Raw genomic sequence first — 24,201 nt, forward strand, 5'->3', positions numbered from 1 at the left:
GCGCCCCCGAGGGACGTCCCGACCACGAGCATGCCCGACGGCAGGCTGCCCGACACCACCGACAACCGGTACGGCCCGGTGCCACCGGTGGCCTCGACAGTGTGGATCGCGTACACCTGCCCGAGATACATAAGCGACCGGGGCTTGCCCGAGGTGATGACCACCTTCGGTTCGCGCACCTCGATCGTCGCCGTCTGCTCGTCGTAGCGGTCGTTCTCGTCGGTCATGCGCAGCGTGAACGTGTACGTGCCCGGCGAGTCCGGAGCGCCCCCGAGGGACGTCCCGACCACGAGCATGCCCGACGGCAGGCTGCCCGACACCACCGACAACCGGTACGGCCCGGTGCCACCGGTGGCCTCGACGGTATGGATCGCGTACACCTGCCCGAGATACATGACCGACCGGGGCTTGTCCGAGGTGATGGTGACGGTCTCGGTGGCGGCGGTGGCCGGCTGCACGGCGCCCAGCAGCAACGCGACGACCATCGTCAGGGCCATGACCGGGCGAAGTGTCCCCATCGCACATCCAGGTCTTGATCGGAACCGCTCGCGTCCGCCAGCGGACCGGGATCCAGTCGATCCAGCAGGCTTGGAGCCTATTCGACCAGTGCCACCGAACGCGGACAATCCCCTGATCGGAGATCGTCGTGTCGTCGCGACGACAGCCGCGCCCGGCGCGGTCGTGGTGACCGCGCCGGGCGCGGGACGATCCGGGGCTCAGGCGGTGGTCCCGCCTCGCCCCGTGCGGCTCACAGTGCCGGCGGGGTGAGCGTGCCGACGACGCTCTCCAGCGCGGCGGCGACCCGGTACATCCGGTCGTCGGCCATCGTCGGGGCCATGATCTGGAAGCCGACCGGCAGCCCGTCGGAGAGCCCGCACGGCACCGAGATGCCCGGCCCGCCGTACAGGTTCGTCGGGATGGTGAACAGGTCGGCCAGGTACATCTGGTACGGGTCCGAGGTGCGCGCGCCGAGCGGGAACGCCACGAACGGGGTGGTCGGCGAGATCAGCGCGTCGACCCGCTCGAACGCGGCGGTGAAGTCCCGCGTGATCAGCGTACGGACCTTCTGCGCCTGACCGTAGTAGGCGTCGTAGTAGCCCGACGAGAGCGCGTACGTGCCGATCATGATCCGGCGCTTGACCTCGGCGCCGAAGCCGGCCTCCCGGGTCAGCGACATGACCTCCTCCAGCGACCGGTTGCCGTCGTCGCCGACCCGCAGGCCGAAGCGGACGCCGTCGAACCGGGCCAGGTTGGAGGAGGCCTCGCTCGGGGCGATCAGGTAGTACGCCGGCAGCGCGTAGCGGAAGTGGGGGCAGGACACCTCCACGATCTCGGCGCCCAGCTTGGTCAGCGCGTCGACCGACTCGCGGAACGCCGCCATCACGCCCGGCTCGGCGCCCTCGCCGGTGAACTCGGTGACGATGCCGAGCTTCACGCCGGTCAGGTCGCCGGTCGCGCCGAGCCTGGCGGCGGCCACCACGTCCGGCGCGGGCTGCGGGATGGAGGTGGAGTCGCGCGGGTCGTGCCCGCCGATCACCTCGTGCAGCAGCGCCGCGTCCAGCACGGTGCGGGCGCAGGGGCCGGGGGTGTCCAGCGACGACGAGAACGCCACCAGGCCGTAGCGGGAGGTGCTGCCGTAGGTGGGCTTCGCGCCGACGGTGCCGGTGACCGCGCCGGGCTGACGGATCGAGCCGCCGGTGTCGGAGCCGATCGCCAGCGGTGCCTCGTACGCGGCCAGCGCCGCGGAGCTGCCGCCGCCCGAGCCGCCCGCGATGCGGCTGAGGTCCCACGGGTTGTGCGTCGGCCCGTACGCCGAGTATTCCGTGGAGGAGCCCATCGCGAACTCGTCCATGTTCGTCTTGCCCAGCATCACCGTGCCCGCGGCCCGCAGCCGCTGCACGATCGTCGAGTCGTACGGCGGGCGCCAGCCCTCCAGGATCTTCGACCCGACGGTGGTCGGCACGCCCTTGGTGGTCAGCACGTCCTTGACGGCGACCGGCACGCCGGCCAGCGGCCCCAGTTCCTCGCCGGCGGCGCGGCGGGCGTCCACCTCGGCGGCGGCGGCGAGCGCGCCCTCGGAGTCGACGTGCAGGAACGCGCGCACCCGGTCGTCGACGGCGGCGATCCGGTCCAGGTGTGCCCGGGTGACCTCGACGGCCGAGGCCTCGCCGGTGGCGACGAGCCCCGCGATCTCCGTCGCGGTCATTCTGGTCAGGTCCGTCATGCCGTCGCCTCGCTTCGCTCACCGGCGCACTGAGCGCCGCGCACACCGCGCCTGATGATCAGCCCGCTCATGACGCCACATCCTCGTCCAGGATCCGCGGTACGCGGAACCGCTGCTCCTCGGCGTCGGGCGCACCCGACAGCGCCTCCTGCGGGGTCAGCCCGGGCACCACGACGTCGTCCCGCAGGACGTTGGTCAGCGGCACCGAGTGCGACGTCGGCGGGATGTCCGCCGCGGCGACCTCGCCGACCTGCGCGACCGCCTGGAGGATCACGTCGAGCTGGCCGGCGAAGGTGTCCAGCTCCTCCTCCGTGACGGCGAGCCGCGACAGTCGCGCCAGGTGCGCGACCTCCTCGCGGGAGATGGCGGCCATCGGTGCCCCCTTCGTGACGGTGCTGCGGGTCGGACCGGGTGTCGGCCGCGCGGCCGAACTGCGTGACGCGCGGTGACCGGAGCGAGTCTATTGTTCCGCCCTGGCGGCGCGTCCCCGACTCCCCCTCCGGCGCGGCGGAAGGGCGTCCCGCGCCGACGGGAGGGCGTCCCGCGCCGACGGGCGGATGACTCAGCGGGCGTGCCGGCGGGGAATCTCCGCGTCGGGGCTGGGCGTCGGGCGGACCGGGCGGTAGCGGGCCAGCCAGCCGACAAGTTCCTCGGCCGGCATCGGCCGGGCGTAGAACCAGCCCTGCGCCGCGTCGCAGCCCGCCGCGTACAGCATGCGCCAGGTGCGCTCGTCCTCGACGCCCTCGGCGACCACCCGCAGCCCGAGCGCCTTCGCCAGTTCGATCGTCGACTTCACGATGGCCGCGTCGTCGGCGTCCTCGGCCATCCCCAGCACGAACGAGCGGTCCACCTTGACCTCCGACAGCGGCAGCCGCCGCAGGTGCTGGAGGGAGGAGTAGCCGGTGCCGAAGTCGTCCAGCGAGATGCCCACGCCGATCCGGTGCAGCCGGGTGATGGTGGCCAGCACCCGACGCGGGTCGGCCATCAGGGCACCCTCGGTGATCTCCAGTTGCAGCCGCTGCGGCGGCACGCCGAAACGGGCGAGCCGGTCGGCGATCTGGTCGGCGATCTCGCCGGTGTGCAGGTCCCGCACGCTGACGTTGAGCGCCGCCGGCAGGCTCATCCCGGCAGCCGACCACTTGGCGAGCTGCTCGACCACGTCGTCCACCACCCGGCGGGTGAGCAGCCGCATCACCGCGCTCTGCTCGGCGACCCGGATCAGCTCCTCCGGGTCCACCATCCCCCGGCGGGGGTGCCGCCAGCGCAGCAGCGCCTCCACGCCGACCACCTCGCCGGTCGCGATGGCGATCTGCGGCTGGTAGTACATCGTGATCTCGCCCGCGTCGACGGCTACGGCGGGGTCCGCGTCCCGCCGGCGGGTCGCGTCGTGCCGGGCGCCGCGCCGGCCCGTCGGGGCCCGGCCGTCGCCGCCGTCCCGCGCGCCGTCGCCACCGTGCCGCGCGGCGTCGTCGCCGTGCCGCGCGGCGTCGTCGCCGTGCCGCGCGGCGTCGTCGCCGTCCCACAGGCCGTCGCCGGCGTCCCGCACGCCGTGGTCGCCGGGCGGGTCCTGTCGGCGTACGACCGCGCCGCCCTGCCCGCCCCGCCGCCCGGCGCCGTTGCGGCGGCCGGGGCCGTCGCCCCGGTCGGGGCCGGTCTCCGCGGCGGCCGCCGGCCGGCGGCGGATCGGGTCGGCGGCGGTGACGATCCGGTTGATCAGCTCGTCGTCGGTCGACGGCCCGGGCCGCTGCCGGCGGCGGCGCAGCCACCAGCGGCCGGCCCCGGTCAGGTCAGCCCAGCGGCCGGCTCCGGCCGGGTCGGCCCAGCGGCCCGAACCGGCCAGGTCAGCGGGGAGTTCGGCCCCGTCGCCGCCCCGCGCGGCACCGGCCCGCCCGGCACCCCGCAGGCGACCGGCCGGCGCCGCTGCCGCCGGAGCGCCCACCGCCCCGTCGCCCGGGGAGCCGTCAGCGCCCACGCCCGCCACGGTCGCGTCGCCGGCCTTCGGCGGCTGCGCGCCGTCGTCCGCCGGCTCGCCGTCCTCCGTCAGCTCGGCCGCGCCCGCCGGCCCGGGCGGGACGGTCGTCCGACGGCCCGCCTCCAGCACCCGCCGCAGGTCCGCGAGCAGGGCGAGCCGCTCGGCGGAGTTGTGGTCGGACTCGGCCGTGTAGATCGCCACCGTGTCGTTGCGGTGCTTGGCGTCGTACATGGCCACGTCGGCGTGGCGCATCAGGGTCGCGAAGTCCTCGCCGTGCTCGGGGAAGAACGCGATGCCGATCGAGCCGCCCACGTCGAGCGGCAAACCGTCCAGCGACACCGGCTCGGCCAGCGCGCGGACCACCCGCCCGGCGAGCTCACGGGCCTCGTCGACGTCCTCCAGGCCGGTCATCACGATCGCGAACTCGTCCCCGCCCAGCCGGGCGACCATGCCCGCGCCGACCACGCCGGTCAGCCGGGCGCTCACCTCGACCAGCAGCCGGTCCCCCACCGCGTGCCCGAGCGCGTCGTTGACGTTCTTGAACCGGTCGAGGTCGATCAGGAGCAGCGCCAGCCGGGCGCCGGGCATGCCGCGGGCCGCCCGTTCGGCGTGCACATGCACCTGCTCGCCGACCTCGGCCAGCAGCGCCTTGCGGTTGGGTAGGCCGGTGAGCGGATCCAGGGAGGCGAGCTGCTGCTGCTCGACGCTGAGCCGGGCCATCCGGTAGACGGCGAACAGGGGCACCAGCACCAGCGGGATCAGCGCCGCGCTGGCCCGCGCCGCCGCGACCAGCACCGGGGCGAGCAGCAGCAACGAGCCGGTGGAGAGCAGCTCGAAGCCGAGCCCCTGCCGCAGGCTGGGCCACCACCGGTCGCCGAAGCGCAACCGGACGGCCGCGCTGACCAGCGCGTAGTTCACGACGAACCAGGCCACCGTCGCACCGCCCACCGCCAGCACGTCGGTGCCGCGCAGCCGGCCGCCGTCGAAGATGCTCCCGGGCCCCAGCCAGGTGACCGCGTACGCGGCGCCCAGGGCCGCCGCGTACTGGGCGGCGTTGAAGGCCGTCCGCCACGGGGCGTGGCCCATCCGCCAGCCGGAGACGACGACGGCCACCGCCTGCACCAGGATCGCCGGCCCGAACCCCCAGCCGAGCAGGATGGCGAAGGTGAAGCAGGTGGACGGGAAGACCGCCGAGGTCTGCCGCCGCCCGGGCGGCACGAACGGGCGCGCGTCACAGCCGACCGCCAGGGCCGCCATCACCCAGAACGCCACCGGCAGTCGCGGCAGCTCGGCCGGCAGTTCGATCAGCGGGCGTACGCAGAACGCCGCGGCCAGCGCGACCACGGTCCAGACGAAGGCGAAGAACGGGCGTGCCCGGCCAGGCGGAACGGAGTTTCGCGAGTCCGCGGCCCCCATCACACCTCCCGAGCACTCGGTCCACGAGGGCGTGACCCGGTGGCACGCCGTGCCACCAATGAAACGCCCTCCGTGTCGCAATGCCCGGCACGACAGTCGCGAATCGGTCCTAGTCGTAATTAAGTTGGTATCTCGACCTGCCCCGCCGGCCGGTGGCCCGCTCGTCCCCCGCGCGTCACTCCTCGATGCGGGCGACCTCCCGGGCGGCCTCCGGGCCCGCGTCGAGCAGCACCCGGAAACCCTCCTCGTCCAGGACCGGCACCTTCAGGCTGGCCGCCTTGTCGGCCTTCGAGCCCGGGTTCTCGCCCACCACGACGAAGGAGGTCTTCTTGGACACCGACCCGCTGACCTTGCCGCCCCGGCTCTGGATCGCCTCGGACGCCTGGTCGCGGCTGAACCCGGGCAGGGTGCCCGTCACCACGACGGTGAGCCCCTCCAGGGGGCGCGGGCCCTCGTCGACCGTCTCCTCGGCCATCCGTACGCCGGCCTCGCGCCACTTGCGGACCAGCTCGCGGTGCCAGTCGACGGCGAACCACTCCCGGATGCTCGCCGCGATCGTCGGCCCGACACCGTCGACCGAGGAGAGCTCCTCCTCGCTGGCCCCGTCGATCGCCTCGATGGAGCGGAAGTGCCGGGCGAGCGCCTGCGCGGCGGTGGGGCCGACGTGCCGGATGGACAGGGCCACCAGCACCCGCCACAGGTCGCGCTCCTTGGCCACGGCGAGGTTGTCGAGGAGCTTGACGGCGTTGCTGCCGAGCGTGCCGTCCTTGTTGACGAAGAAGGGCGAGCGGGCGAGCTGCTCCTCGTCCAACGAGAACAGGTCGCCCTCGTCGGTGATGACCTGGGCGTCGAGCAGCGCCGCCGCGCCCTTCTGGCCGAGTGCCTCGATGTCGAACACCTTGCGGCCGGCGAGGTGGAAGACCCGCTCCCGCAACTGACCGGGGCAGGTGCGGGAGTTGGGGCAGCGGATGTCGACGTCCGCCTCCTTCGCCGGGGCGAGCGGCGTGCCGCAGGCCGGGCAGGTGGTCGGCATGACGAACGGTCGGGCGTCGGCGGGGCGCAGGTCGACCACCGGGCCGAGCACCTCGGGGATCACGTCGCCGGCCTTGCGCAGCACCACGGTGTCGCCGATCAGGACGCCCTTGCGCTCGACCTCCCGCGCGTTGTGCAGGGTCGCGTACGCGACGGTGGAGCCCGCCACCTTGACCGGCTGGAGGACGGCGCGGGGCGTGACCCGGCCGGTGCGGCCGACCTCGACGTCGATGTCGAGCAGCTTCGTGTTGACCTCCTCCGGTGGGTATTTGAAGGCGATCGCCCAGCGCGGCGCCCGGCTGGTCGAGCCGAGCCGCCCCTGGATGGAGACCGGGTCGACCTTGACCACCACGCCGTCGATCTCGTGCTCGACGTCGTGGCGGTGCTCGGCGTAGTGGGCGATGTATCCGGCGACACCGGCCAGGTCGGGCACCACCCGCCAGCGGTCGCTGGTGGGCAGCCCCCACGCCCGCAGGGCCGCGTAGGACTCGGACTGCGTCACCGGCTGGAAGCCACGCCGGGCGCCGATGCCGTGCACCACCAGCCGCAGCGGCCGGGACGCGGTGATCCGCGGGTCCTTCTGGCGCAGGCTGCCGGCGGCGGCGTTGCGCGGGTTGGCGAACGGGGGCTTGCCCTGCTCGACCAGCCCGGCGTTGAGGTCGGCGAAGGCGGCCACCGGGAAGTAGATCTCGCCCCGGACCTCGACGAACTCCGGCACGGCGCCGAACTCGTCCGACGTGGCGAGCTGGCCCGGCACGTCGCGGATGCTGCGCACGTTGGCCGTGACGTCCTCGCCCGTGCGCCCGTCGCCCCGGGTCGCCGCCCGGACCAGCCGCCCGCGCTCGTAGGTGAGGTTGATGGCGAGGCCGTCGACCTTCAGCTCGCAGAGGTAGGGCACCGGCCCGCCCGCGTCCCGCTCGACCCGCTCGGCCCACGCCGCCAACTCCTCGTCGGCGAAGGCGTTGTCGAGGGAGAGCATCCGCTCGGCGTGGGCGACCGGGGTGAAGTCGGTGGAGAAGGTGCCGCCGACCCGCTGGGTCGGCGACTCGGGGGTGCGCAGCGCCGGATACTGCTCCTCCAGCGCCTCCAGCTCCCGCAGCAGCCGGTCGAACTCGGCGTCGGGGATGGTCGGGGCGTCCAGCACGTAGTAGCGGTACTGGTGGTCCGTCAGCTCCTGGCTGAGCGTGGCGTGCCGTTCCCGGGCATCGGGGGTCGGCTCGGCGCCCGCGGCCGCCTCCTGCGCCGGAGTGACCTGCTGGGCGATGGCTTCCTCGGACACCTTGCGACCTCCCGTGATTCCGCTACCTCGGCACCGTATCGGTCCGGTGGGACAATCCGCCGGCCGCCCGCCGCGCCCGAGCGGCGACGGGGCCACCGCCGTGCGAGGATCGCCGGACGGCGGTGCCCGCGTGGGCGGTCCGCGCCGCCGTCGAACCCGCGGCGTCCGCGCCGCACCCACTGACCAGGCGGGGGTACGGATGCCGGAGTGGCTGCTCTGGGCGGCGGCGATCGTGTTGGCCGTGGCCGCCGGCTGGGCGTGGAACGAGCGCCGGCGGGGCGGGCGCGACGCCACCCGGCCCCCGGACGCCCGGCCCGGCCGCAGGACGTCACGGGGCGGCCCCGGCCGGTCCACGGCGCCGCCCCGACCGCGTACCGCCGAGCGGGCCCCCGCCGGTACGCCGCGTCCCGGCGAGATCTGGTGGGCCGACGTCCCGTACGCCGACGGCACCGGCTCGAAGGTGCGGCCCTGCCTGGTGCTGCGCGCCGACGCCCGGGGCGCGGACGTCCTGAAGATCACCAGTCAGGACAAGAGTTCCCGGGACGACCACGTCCGCATCCCGACCCGGGAGTGGGACCCCGACGCCGACCACGACAGCTTCGTGGACCTGGCCGAGCCGGCGCACGTCCCGCTGGCCGGCTTCTCCCGCCAGGCCGGCGACTGCGACCCCACCCTGTGGCGTCACATCCGCCGCCTCCCCCACCTGCCGGGCGCCTGACCCGCGCCACCGTCGGGCCGACCAGGAGGTCGGGCCGACCAGGGGTCGCGGGCGTCGCCCCCGACCAGGGTCCGGGCTTCGCCGGTGCGCCAGTGCCGCCGATGCGCCCCTGTCGCCGGTGCGCCGTTGTCGCCGGCGCGCAACCCCTTGGATCCGGGGTACGCCGACGCGGCGGTCCGGTGTGCCGGTATCGCCGATGCGCCGGTCCGGTGTCGCCGGACGGTGGGCGGCGCGGCCGGGGTCAGTCCCAGGCTCCGGCCAGGGTGGCGAGCTGGTCGGCGTACTCGATGCGGGCGGCCCACGGGGCGGGCCAGGCCGCCATGCCCCGCGCCGTGCCGACGAAGGCGCCGGCCAGCGCGGCGATCGAATCGGAGTCGCCGGCGGTGGTGGCGCCCCGGGCCAGCGCGGCCACCGGGTCGTCGGCGTGCCGGATCGCGCAGAACAGGGCCGTGGCCAGCGCCTCCTCGGCGATCCACCCCTCGCCGGTGTGCCGGCACGGGTCGCCGCCGTCGTCCGGGCCGGCGAGCGCGGCGTCGAGGCGACCGAGGACGGCGAGGCACTCGTCCCAGCCCCGGGCGATGAACTCCTCCGGCGCGTCCACTCCGGGGCGCTGCCAGAGGTCGCCGAGCCAGTCGGCGCGGTAGACCCGCCGCTGCTCGCGGGCCCGGTCGACGAGCAGCCGGGGCAGCTCCGCCAGCGCCGCCCCGTCGCGCAGCAGCCGCACCGCGTACGCGGTCAGCTCGCTGGCGGCGAGACCGGTCGGGTGGCCGTGGGTCAGCCCCGCCTGGAGCTGGGCCAGCCCGGCGAGGGTGTCGAGGTCGACGTCGACCAGGCCGACGGGGGTGACCCGCATGTTGGCCCCGCAGCCCTTCGAGCCGGCGACCGTCGCGTCCTGCCACCGCACCCCGCGCCCGAGTTCGGCGCAGGCGCGCAGGCAGGTCATGCCCGGCGCCCGGTTGTTCTCCGGGCTGGCCGCCCAGTCGAGGAAGCGGGCCCGCAGCAGCGGCTCGACCGCCTCCGGGGTCAGCGCCGGCGCGTCGTGCAGCGCCCAGCCGACCGCCAGCGCCATCTGCGTGTCGTCGGTCACCAGCGCCGGATCGCCGGTCAGGTCGCGCGGGCCGGCCGCCCCGTAGCGACGGACGATCTCGGCGACGGTCAGGAACTCGGTCGGCTTGCCCAACGCGTCACCGTAGGCGAGGCCGAAGAGGGAGCCGGCGGCCCGCCGGAGCGAGGTGTCGATCATTCCGCGATCATGCCGCCCGGCCGCAACCCGCACCACCGGGCGACGAGCCGCCCCCTGGCCGCCCGCCGCCCGCACCGCCCCGGCGCCCCGCGCCACGCGGCATCGAGGTCGGCGTGCCGGTCGCCCGGTGGTCGGGTCAGCCGGAGAGAAGACCAGGCAGAAGGGTTGACATCCTCCCCGCCCTAAAGGGCGGGGATTCCCTGGGTCACCCCAAAGGTTTCCTGCTTCACCGACGGACGCCCCGTCCGAGAGGACTCTCGTTGAGGTCTTACACCGCCTCCACAGGCAATCACGGAGAGCCCCTCCGCGAGAATGTTGCGGGCCGCGTTGACGTCGCGGTCGTGGGCGTTGCCGCACCGGCAGGTCCACGACCGCACGTTCAGCGGCATCCGCTCAGCGAGCGCACCACACGCCGAGCACAGCTTGGACGACGGGAACCAGCGGTCCACAACAACGAGGTTGCGGCCGTTCCAGTCGGCCTTGTATTCGAGCAGGGTGCGGAACTGTCGCCAAGCCGCGTCGCTGATAGCACGAGCCAGGCTGCGGTTTTTGACCATGTTGCGCACGGTCAGATCCTCGATCACGATCGTTTGGTTCTCACGAACGAGCCGAGTGGTCAACTTGTGCAGGTGATCCCGCCTGCGGTCGGTGATCCGGGCGTGCACGCGGGCGAGGTTGAGTCGGGCCTTGTCCCGGTTCGCGGAGCCCTTCTCCTTCTTGGACAGGTTCCGTTGGGCGCGGGCGAGCGCGGCCCGGTCACGGCGCTCATGCTTCGGGTTTACGACTTTCTCTCCGGTGGAGAGGGTCAGCAGGCTGTCAAGGCCGGCATCGACCCCGACGGCCGGGCTCGGCGCCGGCGCCTGCTCGATTCGGTCGTCGCACAGCAGCGACACGAACCAGCGACCGGCCGCGTCCTGCGACACGGTCACCGTGGACGGCTTCGCGCCCTCGGGCAGTGGTCGGGACCACACGATGTTCAGCGGCTCAGTCATCTTCGCCAGGGTGAGCCGGCCGTCGCGGTAGCGGAACCCGCTGGTGGTGTACTCCGCCGACCGGCGCGACTTCTTCTTGCTCTTGAAGCTCGGGTACCGGGCTCGTTTGGCGAAGAAGTTCGTGAACGCGACTTGCAGGTGCCGCAGGCACTGTTGCAACGGCACCGACGACACCTCGCTGAGGAAGGCCAGGTCGTCGGTTTTCTTCCACGTGGTCAACATCGCCGACGTGGCGTTGTAGTTGACCCGTTCCTGGCGCAGCGTCCACGCCTCGGTGCGGGCCTGCAACGCCATGTTGTAAACCAGCCGGACACACCCGAACGTGCGGGCAAGCTCGGAAACCTGCGCGTCGGTCGGGTAGAAGCGGAACTTGAACGCCCGCTTCACGGTCTTGGGCACGTCTCACAGTCTAGCAAGCTAGTCAGTAAGCCTTGCGGTGGCATGCGAGTGGACGCCTATCCGCCTTGGCGGCGGATGGGCTTTTCCTGCCCTGCTCCGCAGGGGCTCCGTTTCCTCTCCGGCCTGAAGGCCGAAGTATCCACGGAAGGAATCCGATGACCGGCCGGATCGGCGTAGACGCGGAAGTCGTTGCCGTCGAGGGGCAGGCCCAGCAGCTCCGAGTAGAACCCGGCCAGGGTCCGAGGGTCAGGGCAGTCGATGACCACTGTGCGCAGTTGTCCGATCATGTCGGCATCCTGCCCCGCCCGTACGACGGCAAACGTCAATCCTCGGCGAGCCGCCGCCCCGCGTCCCGGCAGGCGGCGAGCACCGCGCGCGCGTACTGGCCGGTGGCGTTGGCGAGACCGCAGGCCGGGGTCACCACGACCTGCTCGGCGAGCTGGCGGCGGGGGAACCCGAGGCGGTCCCAGAGCTTGCGTACCCGGTCGGCGACCTGTGCCGAGGTCGGCGCGCGACCGGCGGGCGACGGCGCGGTGGGCACGGCGCCGGCCAGCAGCCCGAGCCCCGCGTCGATCGCCTCGCCCAGCGGATCCAGGTCGGTGACGAGGCCGAGGTCGAGGGCCACGCCGGCGGCACCGGTCGAGCGGATCAGCTCCAGCGGCACGTCCGGCGCGCAGCAGTGCACCAGGGTCGGCACCCCGACCGCCTCGACGACCGTGCGCAGCAGCGACGCGGCGACGCCCGACTCCATGGCACGGTACGCGCCGAGCCCACTCTCGGTGGGCACCCGCCCGGCGAGCACCGTCGGCAGCGACGGCTCGTCGAGCTGGAGCAGAACGGAGGCGCGGGGCAGCCGGCGAGCGACCGCCGCGACGTGCCCGCGCAGCCCCTCGGCGAGCGAGCCGGTGAGATCCCGGACCGCGCCGGGGTCGCGCAGCATCCGGCCGCCGATCGGCAACTCCAGGGAGGCGGCGAGGGTCAACGGGCCACCGGCCTGGATCTTGACCGGTCCCGCGTACTCCTCGGCCTGCTCCGCGAGCTGGTCCAGGTCGCGTTCCATCAGGTCCCGGGCGCGGCGCAGGTCCCGTCCCGGGCGCGGGGCGATGCGCCAGCGGCTCGCGTAGAGCTCCACCGGCAGCTCGACCAGGAGGCCGGCGGTCCGGCCGATCAGGTCGGCGCCGGGGCCCCGGGCCGGCAGCTCCGCCAGGTGGGGCAGGGCGGGAAACTCACCGAGGACGATCCGCTGCGCCTCGGCGATGTCGGTGCCGGGAAGCGAGCCGATGCCGGTCGCCGCGCCGGCCGGCCACGGCCACGCCTGATCTGTCACGGGCGAAAGACTATCCGGTACGCCGGCCGGTCCCGCCCGACGCCCGCTACACCGGGCCGGCCGGTCAACCGGCGATGGTGGCGGAGCCGAGCACGACGTCGCCGGCGGCGTCCGGCCGGTACGCCACGATGGCCTGCCCGGCGGCGACCCCACGGACCGGGCGGCGCAGTTCGGCGCGGAGACCGCCGGCGGTCAGCTCGACCGTCGCCGGCACCACGTCGCCGTGTGCCCGCAGCTGCACCTCGCACTCCAGGGGCGCGTCCGGTGTCGGACCACCCGTCCACACCGGGCGCTCGGCGCGCACCCGGGAGACCTCCAGCGCCTCGGCCGGACCCACCGTGACGGTGTTGGTCTTCGGCGTGATCGACAGCACGTAGCGCGGTCGGCCGTCCGGGGCCGGGCGGTCCAGGTGCAGCCCGCGCCGCTGCCCGACCGTGTACGCGTACGCGCCGGTGTGGCTGCCCACCACTGCACCGGTGGCGGCGTCCACCACGTCGCCGGGGGCCTCGCCGAGCCGCCCGGCGAGGAAGCCACGGGTGTCCCCGTCGGCGATGAAGCAGATGTCGTGCGAGTCCGGCTTGTCGGCCACGGCCAGCCCACGCCGGGCGGCCTCCTCGCGGACCTGCGCCTTCGTCGAGTCGCCCAGCGGGAAGATCGACCGGTCCAGCTGTTCGCGGGTGAGCACCGCCAGCACGTACGACTGGTCCTTCGGCAGGTCGACGCTGCGGCGCAGCAGGCCGTCCGCGCCGAGCCGGGCGTGGTGGCCGGTGACGACGGCGTCGAAGCCCAGAGCCACGGCCCGGTCCAGCACCGCCGCGAACTTGATCTTCTCGTTGCAGCGCAGGCAGGGATTGGGCGTACGACCGGCCGCGTACTCGGCGACGAAGTCGTCCACCACGTCGGAGTGGAATCGGTCGGCCATGTCCCAGACGTAGAACGGGATGCCGATGACGTCGGCGGCCCGCCGGGCGTCCCGGGAGTCCTCCAGCGTGCAGCAGCCGCGCGCGCCGGTGCGGTAGGTCTGCGGGTTACGGGCCAGCGCCAGGTGCACGCCGGTCACGTCGTGCCCCGCCTCGACGGCTCGCGCCGCCGCGACCGCCGAGTCCACCCCGCCCGACATCGCCGCCAACACCCTCACCGGCTCACTCCCTTCGCCCCACCGACCTTATCCCCGCCCCCACCCCACCCCGGTCCCCCACCCACACCCACCACCCGACTCCCCCGCCCCCAACCCTGGCCCTCAATCCCCGGCCCCGGCTCCCCGCCCTCCGCCCTGGCTCCCGCCCCTGGCTCCCGCCCCCGGCTCCCGGCCCCGGCGCTCGCCCCGCACGAGCAGCCCCGCGCGGGCCCCGTCGCGCCAGCGGCGAGTCGATCATGCAGTTGTGGTGGGGCACGAACGCTGCATAAGCCATGTTCCGGGCACCACGACTGCATGATCGACCGCATTGGGAGGGGGCGCGGGCGTGGGGCAAAGGGCGGGGGGCGGGGGTGGGTCAGCGGGGGGTGCGGAGGGCGGCGGCGCGGCGGGCCCGGTCGACGGCGGCCGGGAGGGCGGCGATCAGGGCGTCGACGTCGGCAGGGGTGCTGGTGTGGCCGAGGGTGAAGCGCAGTGACGAGCGGGCGCGGTCGTCGTCGGCGCCCATGGCGAGCAGCACGTGTGAGGGCTGGGCCACCCCGGCGGAGCAGGCGGAGCCGGTCGAGCAGGCGATGCCCTGGGCGTCCAGCAGGAGCAGCAGGGCGTCGCCCTCGCAGCCCGGGAAGGAGAAGTGCGCGTTGCCCGGCAGCCGGTCGGTCGGGTCGCCGTTGAAGACGACCTCGGGCACCGCGTGCCGGACGCGCTCGACCAGGTCGTCGCGGAGCGCGGCGATGCGGGCCGCGTACTCCTGCTGGCCCTTGACCGCCGCCTCCACGGCGACCGCGAAGGCCACGATGCCGGCGGTGTCGAGGGTGCCGGAGCGTACGTCGCGCTCCTGGCCGCCGCCGTGCAGCAGCGGCGTGGCCGCCACGTCGCGGGCGAGCAGCAGGGCGCCGACCCCGGTCGGCCCACCGAGCTTGTGCCCGGTGACGGTCAGCGCGGCGACCCCGGCGGCGGAGAAGTCGACCGGCACCTGCCCGACGGCCTGGATGGCGTCGGTGTGGAACGGCACCCCGTGCTCGGCGGCGACGGCGGCCAGTTCGGCGACCGGCTGCACGGTGCCGACCTCGTTGTTGGCCCACATCGCGGTGACCACCGCGACCCGGTCGCCGTGCGCGGTCAACTCGGCGCGCAGCTCGTCGGGGCTGAGCCGGCCGGTGGCGTCCACGGAGAGCCACCCCACGCCGGCCCCCTCGTGGCCGACCAGCCAGTCCACCACGTCGAGCACGGCGTGGTGCTCGACGGCGCTGGAGACCACCCGGTCCCGCCGGGCGTCGGCCGACCGGCGGGACCAGAAGATGCCCTTCACCGCGAGGTTGTCGCTCTCGGTTCCGCCGCCGGTGAAGACGACCTCGGAGGGCCGTGCGCCCAGCGCGGCGGCCACCCGCTCCCGCGACTCCTCCACCCGCCGCCGGGCACGGCGACCGGCCGCGTGCAGGGAGGACGCGTTGCCGACCTCGCGGGCGGTGGCGACGTACGCCTCCAGCGCCTCGTCGAGCATTGGAGTGGTCGCCGCGTGATCCAGATAAGCCATCACGGTTCAGCCTACGACCCGGCGCCCGACCCGCCGGAGGCCGGAGGGTCCCGTGCGACGCCACGGATGCCGGCACCGGACGGGAAGGGCGCTCCCCACCGCCCGCCGCCGGGCCCGTCCGGCGCCGGGCCCCGTCCGGTGGGGCGCCCCGCCCGGTGTCGGACCCTGCCGGTGGGGCGGCCCCGGTTCCGTGCGCCGGGGCCGGCGATCCGGTTCCGCCCGATCAGGCGGGCACCGCCGTGACCACGATGTTGTCGCGGTACTTGCGGGCCCTGGCGTCGAACGGCCCACCGCACGTGATCAGGGTCAGCCGCGGCTTGCCGTCACGGGCGAAGTACCGGTCCAGCGGGATCCTGGTCTTGTCGTACTCCTCCCGGGCGACGACCCGGTACGCGCGGGCCCTGCCGTCGCTGCCGGTCGCGGTGACGGTGTCGCCCTCGTCGAGCTCGCGCAGGCGGTAGAAGGCGCCCTTGCCCTGCGTGGCGCTGTCCACGTGGCCGGCGACGACCACCGAGCCGGCGTCGGCCTCCAGGCCCGGCCCGTACCGGTACCAGCCGATCTGGTCGACGCTGGGCGGCACCTCGAACTCGTTGGTGCGCCGGTTGATGCCGACCGCGTTCACCGTGGCGGTGACGTCGATCGCCGGGATCTCCAGCCGTACCGGCGGGACGGTCTTCGTACCGTCGGGCAGGTCCCCCGCGGTGACCGGGACCGAGGCGGCGTCACCGGGGGTGACCGACGGGGCCGGCGCGGCGCTGGCCAGGGCCGCCGCCTCGTCGGCACCGACGTCCTCGGCCGGCCGGGAGCCGCAGGCGACGACGGTTGCGACGGTGAGCGCGGCGACGCCGGCGGCCATCGCCGCCAGCGCCCCGCGGTGACGCACCGTCACCTGCGACCGGTCCGGGCGGTGGCCACCCGCGTCCCGCCACCGACGAGGAGCAGCGCGCCGGCGCCGGTCAGCACGTACCACCAGGTGTCCACGCCGGTGCCGGCCCGGCCGCCGTCGCCGCTGGGCACCCCGGCCGGGGCCGAGTGCAGGCCGGTGATGGTCTGCGCCACGACGGCGAGGTTCTTCGCCTCGGCCGAGCCGATGGCGTAGACGATCGTCGCGGTGCCCTCCTTGAGGTTCAGGTCCGCCGGCCCGATCGCCACGGTGTCGGTGCCGGCGAGCACCACGTCGGCCTTGACGGCACCCGCGTCGACGTCGCCCTTGGCCTCGTTCGGGTTGGTCAGGTCCTCGAAGACCGGGGTGCCACCGGCGCGCACGTCCACGGCCGGGGCGGCAGCGGTGTGCCGGACGACCAGCCGGGCCTTGCCGGCACCGACCTTGCTGGTGTCGTTGACGAACGGGGTGATCTTCGGCTTCCCGGCCGCGTCGAGGTGGGCGGCGATGCTGATGTTCGCCCCGCCCGGAACCGCGGCGTCGTCGACGCTGAGGATGGCCTGGGCGATCGGCTCGCCGGGCTTGGTGAGGGCGATGTCGTACGCGCCCTCCTCGAGGTTGAGCGGGCCGGCCACGTCGCCGGGCTTGAAGTTGTCCAGCGTCTTCTCGCCGTTGACGTACACGTCGACCGGGGTGTCCGGGATGCCGTGCACGACGGACACCTTGGACGTGGCGGCGTACGCGGGGGTGGCCGTGAGGGCGCCGGCTCCGGCGAACGTCAGCGCGGCGACCGCGCCGCCCGCCGCGACCCGGCGGAAGTACGAGAGCTGCATGTCTGCCTCCTGGTGATTGGTGCTGGTTCGTCACGCCTGGCGTGCAAAACGAGTTACGCCCGGCCCGCCACGGCTGGATGCGGCCGGGAGCAACTTCTTTTCGTCCGCCGGATCCGCATCCGCGCACCGCCACCGGAGCGAATAGCCACCGAGACCAGACCGACCGGAAAGGTGGGGCGATGGCTGTGGGAGTTACAGTCGGGCATGCCCCCTGGAAGGCGAGCCGCCCTGTGACAGCGGCACGGCAGGAGCCGTACCCACCCGAGGACGACCTCCCCGCCCGCTTCCGCGCGGGCGACGAACTGGCCCTGCGGGAGGCCTACGACCGGTACGGCCGGGCGGTCCTGCACCTGGCCACCAGCACGCTGGCCAACCGCAGCGACGCAGAGGACGTGACCCAGACCACCTTCGTCGCCGCCTGGCTGGCGCGGGACACCTTCGACCCGGCCAGGGGCTCGCTGGTCGGCTGGCTGCTCGGCATCGGCCGACGCAAGGTCATCGACCGGCTGCGGGCCTCCGCCCGGGAGACCCGGGTGGTCGAGACGGTCCGGCAACTGCCGGAGCCGGCGCGCACGGGCCCTGATCCCGACACGGTGGTCGACCGGCTGGTCGTCGCCGACGAGCTGGCCCGGCTGCCCGACGACCAACGGCGCATGTTGGAGTTGGCGTTCTTCGACGACCTGACCCACCAGCAGATAGCGACGGTAACCGGGGTGCCGCTCGGCACGGTGAAAAGCCACATCCGCCGCGGCATGGCGAGCTTGAAACGCAGATGGGAGGTGGACGGTGTCGCATCTGGACCACGACCGGCTGGTCTTCCTGGCGCTCGGTGAGACCGAGGCGGACGCCGGAGAGAGCACCCACCTCGAGAGCTGCACGCACTGCCGGACCGAGATGGACACCCTCCAGCACGTGGCCGGCCTCGGCGCCGGCGCCCAGGGCCTGCACGACCTGCCGGACCCGCCGGAGCACGTCTGGCAGGGCATCGTCGCGGAGATCCGCGCGGCGGAGGCCCTCCCGGCGCTGCCCGCCCCCCGCGCCGAGCGGCCCACCCACGAGCGTGCCTCCGGCGACCGGCCGTCCGACGCCGTGGGCGGGGTCGTCTCCGCGCGGTCGCGCCGGCGTGGCCGGTGGTCGCGCTGGGCGGTGACCGCCACGACCGCGGTGGCCGCCGCCGCGGCCGGCGTCGTCGGCACCCTCGTCGTGCTCGACGCGACCGGGTCGACGCCGGAGCCCGACCCGCAGCGGGTGGTGCTGGCCAGCGCTCCGCTGAAGGCGTACGGCACGACGCCACCGGACGCCAACGGGGAGGCTCGGGTCTTCGACAACGGCAGGCTGCACCTGCACCTGACGAATCTCCCGGACGTCCCGGGGTACTACGAGGTCTGGCTCATCAACCCGCGGAACATGGAGATGCTCTCGGTGGGCGTACTCGGCGACGCGACGGACGAGTTGCTGCCGTTGCCACCCAACGTCGACCTTGCGACATACTCGGTTGTCGACGTCTCCGCCGAGGCGTACGACAACAACACCGCCCACTCCGGCAACAGCCTGCTGAGGGGCACCCTGACGGGCTGATCGGTGGGCCGGCTCAGCTCCCCGGCCCACCGATCAGCTCCCATCGCCACCGTGGCCGCAGCGGCGCGGCCGAAGCCCGCCTGTGGCCGCAGCGGCGCGGCCGAAGCCCGCCTGTGGCCGCAGCGACTCGGCTGAGGCCCGCACGTGGCCGCCGCAGCGACTCGGCCGTGGCCGGCAGCGTGGCCGCCGCCTGCGCAGTTCAGCCGAGGCGGCGGCCGAACCAGCCGAACCGCTTGTCGAGCGCGACGATGGCGGAGACCACGACGGCGATCCCCAGGATCCGCAGCCACGCCTGCCCACCGATCGGAGCCGTACGGAACAGGTCGTTCATCACCGGCAGGTACGTCAGGGCGAGCTGGCCGAGGGCCTGCACCAGCACCCCGACGATCAGCCAGCGGTTGCTGAACAGGCCCAGGCGCCACGGCGAGCGGGTCAGGGAGCGGCAGCTGAACAGGTAGAACGCCATCACCGTGACGAAGAGGTTCACGGCGGCGGTGCGGGCCTGCGCCAGTTCCGCCCCGCTGGACAGTTCCCACTCGAACAGCCACCAGGCGCCCACCACCAGCAGCGCGGAGACCAGCAGCACCCGGACCACCAGCGCGACGGTCAGCAGGGGCTGGCCGGGGTCGCGCGGCGGCCGGTCCATGATCCCGGGTTCCTTGGGCTCGAAGGCGAGCGTCAGGCCGAGGAAGACCGCCGTGGTCATGTTGATCCAGAGGATCTGGCTCGGCAGGATCGGCAGCGCCGAGCCGAGCACGATCGCCACGAGGATGACCAGTCCCTCGGCCGCGTTGGTGGGCAGCGTCCAGGTGATGAACTTGGTCAGGTTGGCGAAGACGCCGCGCCCCTCCGAGACGGCCGCCTCGATGGTGGCGAAGTCGTCGTCGGTGAGCACGACGTCGGCGGCCTCCTTGGCCACCTCGGTGCCGCTGCGGCCCATGGCCACCCCGATGTTGGCCTGGCGCAGCGCGGGGGCGTCGTTGACCCCGTCACCGGTCATCGCGACCACCTGGCCGTCGGCCTGCAACGCCTCCACCAGCCGCAGTTTCTGCTCCGGGGAGACCCGGGCGAACACCGACGCCCGCCGTACCGCCTCGGGCAGTTCCCCGGCGGGCAGCGCCGCCAGGTCGGCGCCGGTCAGCACGTCCCCGGGGCCGGGCTCGGTACGCAGCAGCCCGATCCGACGCGCGATGGCGCTGGCGGTGGCCAGATGGTCCCCGGTGATCATCTTGACGTCGATCCCCGCGCGGTGGCAGGAGGTGACGGCCGCCGCCGCCGCGGCCCGGGGCGGGTCGAGCATCGCGTGCAGCCCGGTGAGGACCAGGGTGCCGGCCAGTTCCTCCTCCACGAGCCCGTCCGTCGGGCCGACCGGCCGCATCGCGGTGGCGAGCACCCGCAGCCCCTCGGCGGCCAGCTCGTGGGCGGCGGCCAGCACGGCCGGGGCGTCGAGCGGCCCCGTCGAGCCGTCGGGGCGCAGCGCCGAGCCGGACCACTCGACCACCCGCTCCACCGCGCCCTTGACGAGCATCACCCGCCCGCCGTCGGGCCGGTCGTGCAGGGTGGCCATGAACTGCCGCTCCGAGGTGAACGGGACGCACGCCACCCGGGGCAGCTCGGCGGCGACCTCCTGCGCGTGCAGCCCCACCTTGGCGCCCACCACCAGCATCGCCCCCTCGGTGGGGTCGCCCAGCACGACCCAGCGGCCGTCCTGCTCGTCCAGCCGGGCGTCGTTGCAGCCGACGCCGGCCAGCAGCGACCAGCGCAGCGGGCCCTCCCCGGTCGGGGCCGGCCCACCGGTGGCGTCCCGGATGCCGCCGGTCGGGACGTAACCGGCCCCCTCGACCTCGTAGCGGCCCTGCGGCGTCCAGAGCACCTGGACCGTCATCTGGTTCTCGGTGAGGGTGCCGGTCTTGTCGGTGCAGATGACCGTGGTGCTGCCCAGCGTCTCCACCGCCGGCAGCCGCCGGATCACCGCCCGGCGGCGGGCCATCCGGGACACGCCGATCGCCAGGGTGATCGTCACGGCGGCGGGCAGGCCCTCCGGGATCGCGCCCACGGCCAGCGCCACGGCGGCGGTGAAGGTCTCCCCGGCGTCCTGCCCCCGCACCACGCCGATGCCGAAGGTCACCGCGGCGAGGAGCAGGATCGCCACGGTGAGCAGCCGGCTGAACCGGGCCAGCTTCACCGTCAGCGGCGTGTCCAGCACCTCCGCGCCGCCGACCAGCCGGTGGATGCGGCCCAGTTCCGTCTCCGCCCCGGTGGCCACCGCGACGCCGACCGCCGTACCGGAGGTGAGCAGGGTGCCGGAGTAGAGCAGGTTGCGGCGGTCCGCCACCGGCGTCTCGACCGGTACGACCACCTCGTCCTTGCGTACGGGCAGTGACTCGCCGGTCAGCGCCGACTCGTCGGCCCGCAGCTCGGCGGCGCGCACCAGCCGTAGGTCGGCGGGCACCTTCTCCCCCGCCTCCACCAGCACCATGTCCCCCGGGACCAGGTCGTCCGACGACACGTGGCGCTGCCGGCCGGCGCGCAGCACCCGGGCCTGCGTACGCACCATCGCCCGCAGCGCGTCGAGGGCCGCCTCGGCACGGGACTCCTGGAGGAAGCCGACGACGGCGTTGACGAGCACCACCCCGAAGATCACCGCCGAGTCGACGTACTCGGCGAGCAGCAGGGTGACCACGCCGGCGGCGACCAGCACGTAGATCAGGGGGTTGTGGAACTGCCGCAGCAGGCGACGCAGGGCTCCGCCCCCGGCCGCGCGGGGCAGCACGTTGGGCCCGTACCGCTGGAGCCGGGCCGCCGCCTCCTCGTCGGTCAGCCCGTGCTCGGTGTCGGTCCCGAGCAGCAGCACGAGCTCGTGCACGGCGAGCGCGTGGTGTTCGCCCTCGGACGTCCTGGCCGGCATCGACACACTCCTGTTCCGCGCGGGGAGGGCCGGGCCCGGGAACCCTTGAAGAGCGTCTCCATCGTCGCAGGCCGACGCGGGGCCCGGGGCTCGTTCGGGCGTGGCCCGGAGACGGCGAGGGCCGGGAACCGTGTCACGGTTTCCGGCCCTCGCCCGGGCGGGCGTCAGCTCACTTGCGCTTGCGGATCTCGTCGGCGGCCTGTGGGACGATCTTGAACAGGTCGCCCACGACGCCGAAGTCGGCCAGTTCGAAGATCGGCGCTTCGCCGTCCTTGTTGACCGCGACGATGGTCTTCGAGGTCTGCATACCAGCCCGGTGCTGGATCGCCCCGGAGATACCGAGCGCGATGTACAGCTGCGGGGACACCGTCTTACCGGTCTGGCCCACCTGGAACTGGTGCGGGTAGTAGCCGGAGTCCACGGCGGCCCGCGACGCGCCGACAGCACCACCGAGCAGGTCCGCCAACTCCTCGACCAGCTTGAAGTTGTCGGCGTTGCCGACACCGCGTCCGCCGGAGACGACCACACCGGCCTCGGTGAGTTCCGGGCGGGAGCCCTTCTGCTCGGCGACCCGCTCCACGACCTTCGCCAGCTTGTCGGCCTCCGCCACCGCGACGGTGAGCTGCTCGACGGCCGGGGTCGCCGCCGCCGGGGCCGGGGTGACCGAGTTCGGCCGCACCGTCACCAGCGGCAGACCACGGGTCACCTTCGACGTGACGATCGCGGAACCGGCGAACGCCACCTGCGTGGCGGTGCCATCCGCGGCCAAACCCACCACGTCGGTCAGGATGCCGTTGTCCAACTTCACCGCCAGGCGGGCGGCGATCTCCTTGCCCTCCTGCGACGACGCCAACAACACCGCGGCCGGCTGGGTCCGGGAGACCAGATCAGCCACGACGGTCGCCTTCGGCGCCACCAGGTAACCGTCGATCTCCTCACTCTCGGCCGCGTAGATCTTCTCCGCGCCGTACTCACCCAGCTTGGCGCTCAACGCCTCCGCGGCGCCCGGGCCACCGAGCACCACCGCACTCGGGGTACCCAACTCGCGCGCGAGGGTGAGCATCTCCAGGGTGACCTTCTTGACGCCGAACTCCCGAGTAGCTTCGACGACGACGAGAACCTCAGACACGTTCACACCCCTCACACGAACTTCTCGGTGGCCAGGAACTCGACCAGCTTCACGCCGCCGTCGCCCTCGTCGGTGACCTTCGCCCCACCGGAACGCGGCGGACGCTTGCTGTGCTCCAGCACGGCACTGGTCGCACCCTCGAAACCCACCTCGGCCGGAGCGACACCGAGGTCACCCAGGGAGAGCGTCTGCACCGGCTTCTTCTTCGCCGCCATGATCCCCTTGAACGACGGGAAACGCGGCTCGTTGATCGTGTCCCAGACGGACACCACCGCGGGCGTCGAAGCGGTCACCACCTCGTAGCCCTCCTCGGTCTGCCGCTCGACCGTGAGGGTCGAGCCGTCGACGGTGAGCTTGCGGGCACCGGTCAGCGCCGCGATGCCCAACCGCTCGGCGATCATGTGCGGCATCACCTGCACCCGACCATCGGTCGACTCGCTGCCGCACAACACCAGGTCGGCGTTCAACTGACCGAGCGCAGCGGCAAGGACCTTCGAGGTGGCGACGGCACACGAACCGTGCAGGGCGTCGTCCACCACATGCACCGCCTTGTCCGGACCCATGGACAACGCCTTACGGATCGACTCGGCCGCCCGGTCCGGACCCATCGTCAGAACCGTCACCTCGCCCCCGTGCGCCTCCTTGACCTTCAACGCCTCCTCGATGGCGTACTCGTCCATCTCGTTGATGACATTGTTCGTCGAACCGCGGTCGACGGTGTTGTCGTCACTACGCAGGCTGCGGTCCGCGCCCGAATCGGGCACCTGCTTGACGAGTACGACGATGTTCATCGCGCTTCGACAACCCTCCTGTTGGTGTTGCGATCGCTCGCCCGGTCTGGGCCGCAGCCTCGCGCGTCCGTTGACGCCGGTCAACCGCGCGGCGCTGTGCAGTTGCCCACGGCGCAATGTTACCTGCCAGTAGCATTCGCCTCCGACAGCCTCAGGGTGACACAGCTCACGGACGGCGTAGCGGGCAGGTAATCTAGCAAACACGGAGGTGTCACGAAATGTCCGAACCTGCCAGCGCCGTCGCGTGGAGCACCGTCTCCGGCGTCGACCACGGCCGTCCCGACGTCCCCCGGCACCTCTGCCGCCGGACGCGACCCGAGGCCTACCGATGCGCGTGCGGCCGGCTCCGCGACCGGTGCGTCCGCGCCGCCGTCCGGGCGCTCTGGTCGCCGCAGCGGCTCACTCCGGCTGGTCCAGCGCGTCCCTGATCCGCTCGATGGCCGCCGCCTCGGCCGGGGCCACCCCCCGGTGCGCGTGGGCCACCCGCTCGGCCGCGGCCAGCACCACCTCGCGGTAGCCCGCCACGTCCCCGGGCGACTTCTCCCGCAGGATCCGTACGGACCGGCCCAGCGCCGGCAGCACCACCGACTCGACCTCCAGGACCGAGTCCCGGGGCAGCTTCGGCAGTGGGCCGCTGGTCAGCGCCTCCTTCACCACCCCGCTGCTGTCGGCCATCGCACCGGAGGCGGCGAAGCTCTCCCGGAACAGGGCGAGCATTCCCGGATCCGCGTTGGCGACCAGGAACACCGCCCCGAACGCGCCCGTCTTGAGAGTCAGCCGCTCCTCGGCCGTCAACCGCTGTTCCATG

General features: G+C 73.7%; 20 protein-coding genes. 3 read left to right on the forward strand and 17 right to left on the reverse strand.

The genetic code is table 11. The features are described 5' to 3' along the window. From ACGFIR_RS12040 to ligA, 5 genes are all read right to left on the reverse strand, one after another. Positions 1-497, reverse strand: a 497-nt coding sequence (locus ACGFIR_RS12040) for a putative Ig domain-containing protein (RefSeq protein WP_393144618.1), incomplete at its 3' end; no start/stop codon positions are given. Positions 498-748: 251 nt separating this feature from the next. Next, positions 749-2,224: an Asp-tRNA(Asn)/Glu-tRNA(Gln) amidotransferase subunit GatA gene (gene gatA / locus ACGFIR_RS12045; RefSeq protein WP_393144620.1), complete on the reverse strand. Its 1,476-nt coding sequence runs from the start codon at positions 2,222-2,224 to the stop codon at positions 749-751. A 67-nt stretch (positions 2,225-2,291) separates the two neighbouring features. Then, complete coding sequence (gatC, locus tag ACGFIR_RS12050; RefSeq protein ID WP_350926882.1) at positions 2,292-2,597, reverse strand: Asp-tRNA(Asn)/Glu-tRNA(Gln) amidotransferase subunit GatC; 306 nt, start codon at positions 2,595-2,597, stop codon at positions 2,292-2,294. A gap of 189 nt (positions 2,598-2,786) precedes the next feature. Beyond that, a complete protein-coding gene (locus tag ACGFIR_RS12055) occupies positions 2,787-5,612 on the reverse strand; it encodes an EAL domain-containing protein (protein ID WP_393144622.1) in 2,826 nt (941 codons plus the stop codon). 175 nt (positions 5,613-5,787) lie between these two features. Beyond that, positions 5,788-7,923, reverse strand: a complete 2,136-nt coding sequence (ligA, locus tag ACGFIR_RS12060) for an NAD-dependent DNA ligase LigA (protein WP_393004586.1) — start codon at positions 7,921-7,923, stop codon at positions 5,788-5,790. A gap of 199 nt (positions 7,924-8,122) precedes the next feature. Here ligA and ACGFIR_RS12065 point away from each other — a divergent pair, with 199 nt between their 5' ends. Continuing rightward, positions 8,123-8,641, forward strand: a complete 519-nt coding sequence (locus ACGFIR_RS12065) for a type II toxin-antitoxin system PemK/MazF family toxin (RefSeq protein ID WP_393144624.1) — start codon at positions 8,123-8,125, stop codon at positions 8,639-8,641. 241 nt (positions 8,642-8,882) lie between these two features. On the opposite strand, the gene ACGFIR_RS12070 is transcribed toward ACGFIR_RS12065, so the two are convergent. The 8 genes from ACGFIR_RS12070 to ACGFIR_RS12105 form a co-directional block, all read right to left on the reverse strand. Continuing rightward, positions 8,883-9,884, reverse strand: coding sequence for an ADP-ribosylglycohydrolase family protein (locus ACGFIR_RS12070; protein ID WP_393144626.1), 1,002 nt, complete (start codon positions 9,882-9,884; stop codon positions 8,883-8,885). Between the two features lie 182 nt (positions 9,885-10,066). Next, positions 10,067-11,275 carry an RNA-guided endonuclease InsQ/TnpB family protein gene (locus tag ACGFIR_RS12075; RefSeq protein WP_393144628.1) on the reverse strand — a complete coding sequence of 403 codons (1,209 nt, stop codon included), beginning with the start codon at positions 11,273-11,275 and terminating at the stop codon, positions 10,067-10,069. Positions 11,276-11,331: 56 nt separating this feature from the next. Continuing rightward, the gene (locus tag ACGFIR_RS12080) at positions 11,332-11,562 is read right to left on the reverse strand and encodes a VOC family protein (protein ID WP_393144630.1); all 231 of its coding nucleotides are present in this window, start codon (positions 11,560-11,562) and stop codon (positions 11,332-11,334) included. 35 nt (positions 11,563-11,597) lie between these two features. Continuing rightward, positions 11,598-12,602, reverse strand: a complete 1,005-nt coding sequence (locus ACGFIR_RS12085) for a methionine synthase (protein WP_393144632.1) — start codon at positions 12,600-12,602, stop codon at positions 11,598-11,600. A gap of 64 nt (positions 12,603-12,666) precedes the next feature. After that, positions 12,667-13,740, reverse strand: coding sequence for a tRNA 2-thiouridine(34) synthase MnmA (mnmA, locus tag ACGFIR_RS12090; protein ID WP_393144634.1), 1,074 nt, complete (start codon positions 13,738-13,740; stop codon positions 12,667-12,669). Positions 13,741-14,095: 355 nt separating this feature from the next. Next, entirely contained in the window at positions 14,096-15,271 is a 1,176-nt protein-coding gene (locus ACGFIR_RS12095; protein WP_393004600.1) for a cysteine desulfurase family protein, read from the reverse strand. A 223-nt stretch (positions 15,272-15,494) separates the two neighbouring features. Next, positions 15,495-16,160: a class F sortase gene (locus tag ACGFIR_RS12100; RefSeq protein WP_393144636.1), complete on the reverse strand. Its 666-nt coding sequence runs from the start codon at positions 16,158-16,160 to the stop codon at positions 15,495-15,497. Next, positions 16,157-16,987, reverse strand: coding sequence for a DUF4397 domain-containing protein (locus tag ACGFIR_RS12105; protein ID WP_393144638.1), 831 nt, complete (start codon positions 16,985-16,987; stop codon positions 16,157-16,159). Before ACGFIR_RS12105 ends, ACGFIR_RS12100 begins: the two co-directional genes overlap by 4 nt. A gap of 230 nt (positions 16,988-17,217) precedes the next feature. Here ACGFIR_RS12105 and ACGFIR_RS12110 point away from each other — a divergent pair, with 230 nt between their 5' ends. Both ACGFIR_RS12110 and ACGFIR_RS12115 read left to right on the forward strand, forming a co-directional pair. Continuing rightward, entirely contained in the window at positions 17,218-17,820 is a 603-nt protein-coding gene (locus ACGFIR_RS12110) for an RNA polymerase sigma factor (protein WP_393144640.1), read from the forward strand. Further along, positions 17,774-18,565, forward strand: coding sequence for an anti-sigma factor (locus tag ACGFIR_RS12115; RefSeq protein WP_393144642.1), 792 nt, complete (start codon positions 17,774-17,776; stop codon positions 18,563-18,565). The genes ACGFIR_RS12110 and ACGFIR_RS12115 overlap by 47 nt, the downstream gene beginning before the upstream one ends. Before the next feature lie 199 nt (positions 18,566-18,764). On the opposite strand, the gene ACGFIR_RS12120 is transcribed toward ACGFIR_RS12115, so the two are convergent. From ACGFIR_RS12120 to ACGFIR_RS12135, 4 genes are all read right to left on the reverse strand, one after another. Further along, on the reverse strand, positions 18,765-21,473 hold the full coding sequence (locus tag ACGFIR_RS12120) for an HAD-IC family P-type ATPase (protein WP_393144644.1): 2,709 nt from the start codon (positions 21,471-21,473) through the stop codon (positions 18,765-18,767). Between the two features lie 169 nt (positions 21,474-21,642). Next, complete coding sequence (locus tag ACGFIR_RS12125; protein ID WP_393144646.1) at positions 21,643-22,602, reverse strand: electron transfer flavoprotein subunit alpha/FixB family protein; 960 nt, start codon at positions 22,600-22,602, stop codon at positions 21,643-21,645. An 11-nt stretch (positions 22,603-22,613) separates the two neighbouring features. Beyond that, entirely contained in the window at positions 22,614-23,393 is a 780-nt protein-coding gene (locus tag ACGFIR_RS12130; RefSeq protein WP_393144648.1) for an electron transfer flavoprotein subunit beta/FixA family protein, read from the reverse strand. 399 nt (positions 23,394-23,792) lie between these two features. Beyond that, the gene (locus ACGFIR_RS12135; RefSeq protein ID WP_393144650.1) at positions 23,793-24,200 is read right to left on the reverse strand and encodes a hypothetical protein; all 408 of its coding nucleotides are present in this window, start codon (positions 24,198-24,200) and stop codon (positions 23,793-23,795) included. Between the last annotated feature and the right edge of the window lies 1 nt (position 24,201).

Source organism: Micromonospora sp. NPDC049051 (assembly GCF_043197575.1).
Taxonomy (GTDB): Bacteria; Actinomycetota; Actinomycetes; order Mycobacteriales; family Micromonosporaceae; genus Micromonospora.

Coding starts and splice junctions, on each gene's coding strand:
- ACGFIR_RS12105 (WP_393144638.1), bottom strand. CDS start 16,987: ATGCAGCTCTCGTACTTCCGCCGGGTCGCGGCGGGCGGCGCGGTCGCC.
- ACGFIR_RS12070 (WP_393144626.1), bottom strand. CDS start 9,884: ATGATCGACACCTCGCTCCGGCGGGCCGCCGGCTCCCTCTTCGGCCTC.
- ACGFIR_RS12065 (WP_393144624.1), top strand. CDS start 8,123: ATGCCGGAGTGGCTGCTCTGGGCGGCGGCGATCGTGTTGGCCGTGGCC.
- ACGFIR_RS12055 (WP_393144622.1), bottom strand. CDS start 5,612: ATGGGGGCCGCGGACTCGCGAAACTCCGTTCCGCCTGGCCGGGCACGC.
- ACGFIR_RS12095 (WP_393004600.1), bottom strand. CDS start 15,271: ATGGCTTATCTGGATCACGCGGCGACCACTCCAATGCTCGACGAGGCG.
- ACGFIR_RS12080 (WP_393144630.1), bottom strand. CDS start 11,562: ATGATCGGACAACTGCGCACAGTGGTCATCGACTGCCCTGACCCTCGG.
- gatC (WP_350926882.1), bottom strand. CDS start 2,597: ATGGCCGCCATCTCCCGCGAGGAGGTCGCGCACCTGGCGCGACTGTCG.
- ACGFIR_RS12130 (WP_393144648.1), bottom strand. CDS start 23,393: ATGAACATCGTCGTACTCGTCAAGCAGGTGCCCGATTCGGGCGCGGAC.
- ACGFIR_RS12135 (WP_393144650.1), bottom strand. CDS start 24,200: ATGGAACAGCGGTTGACGGCCGAGGAGCGGCTGACTCTCAAGACGGGC.
- ACGFIR_RS12120 (WP_393144644.1), bottom strand. CDS start 21,473: ATGCCGGCCAGGACGTCCGAGGGCGAACACCACGCGCTCGCCGTGCAC.
- gatA (WP_393144620.1), bottom strand. CDS start 2,224: ATGACGGACCTGACCAGAATGACCGCGACGGAGATCGCGGGGCTCGTC.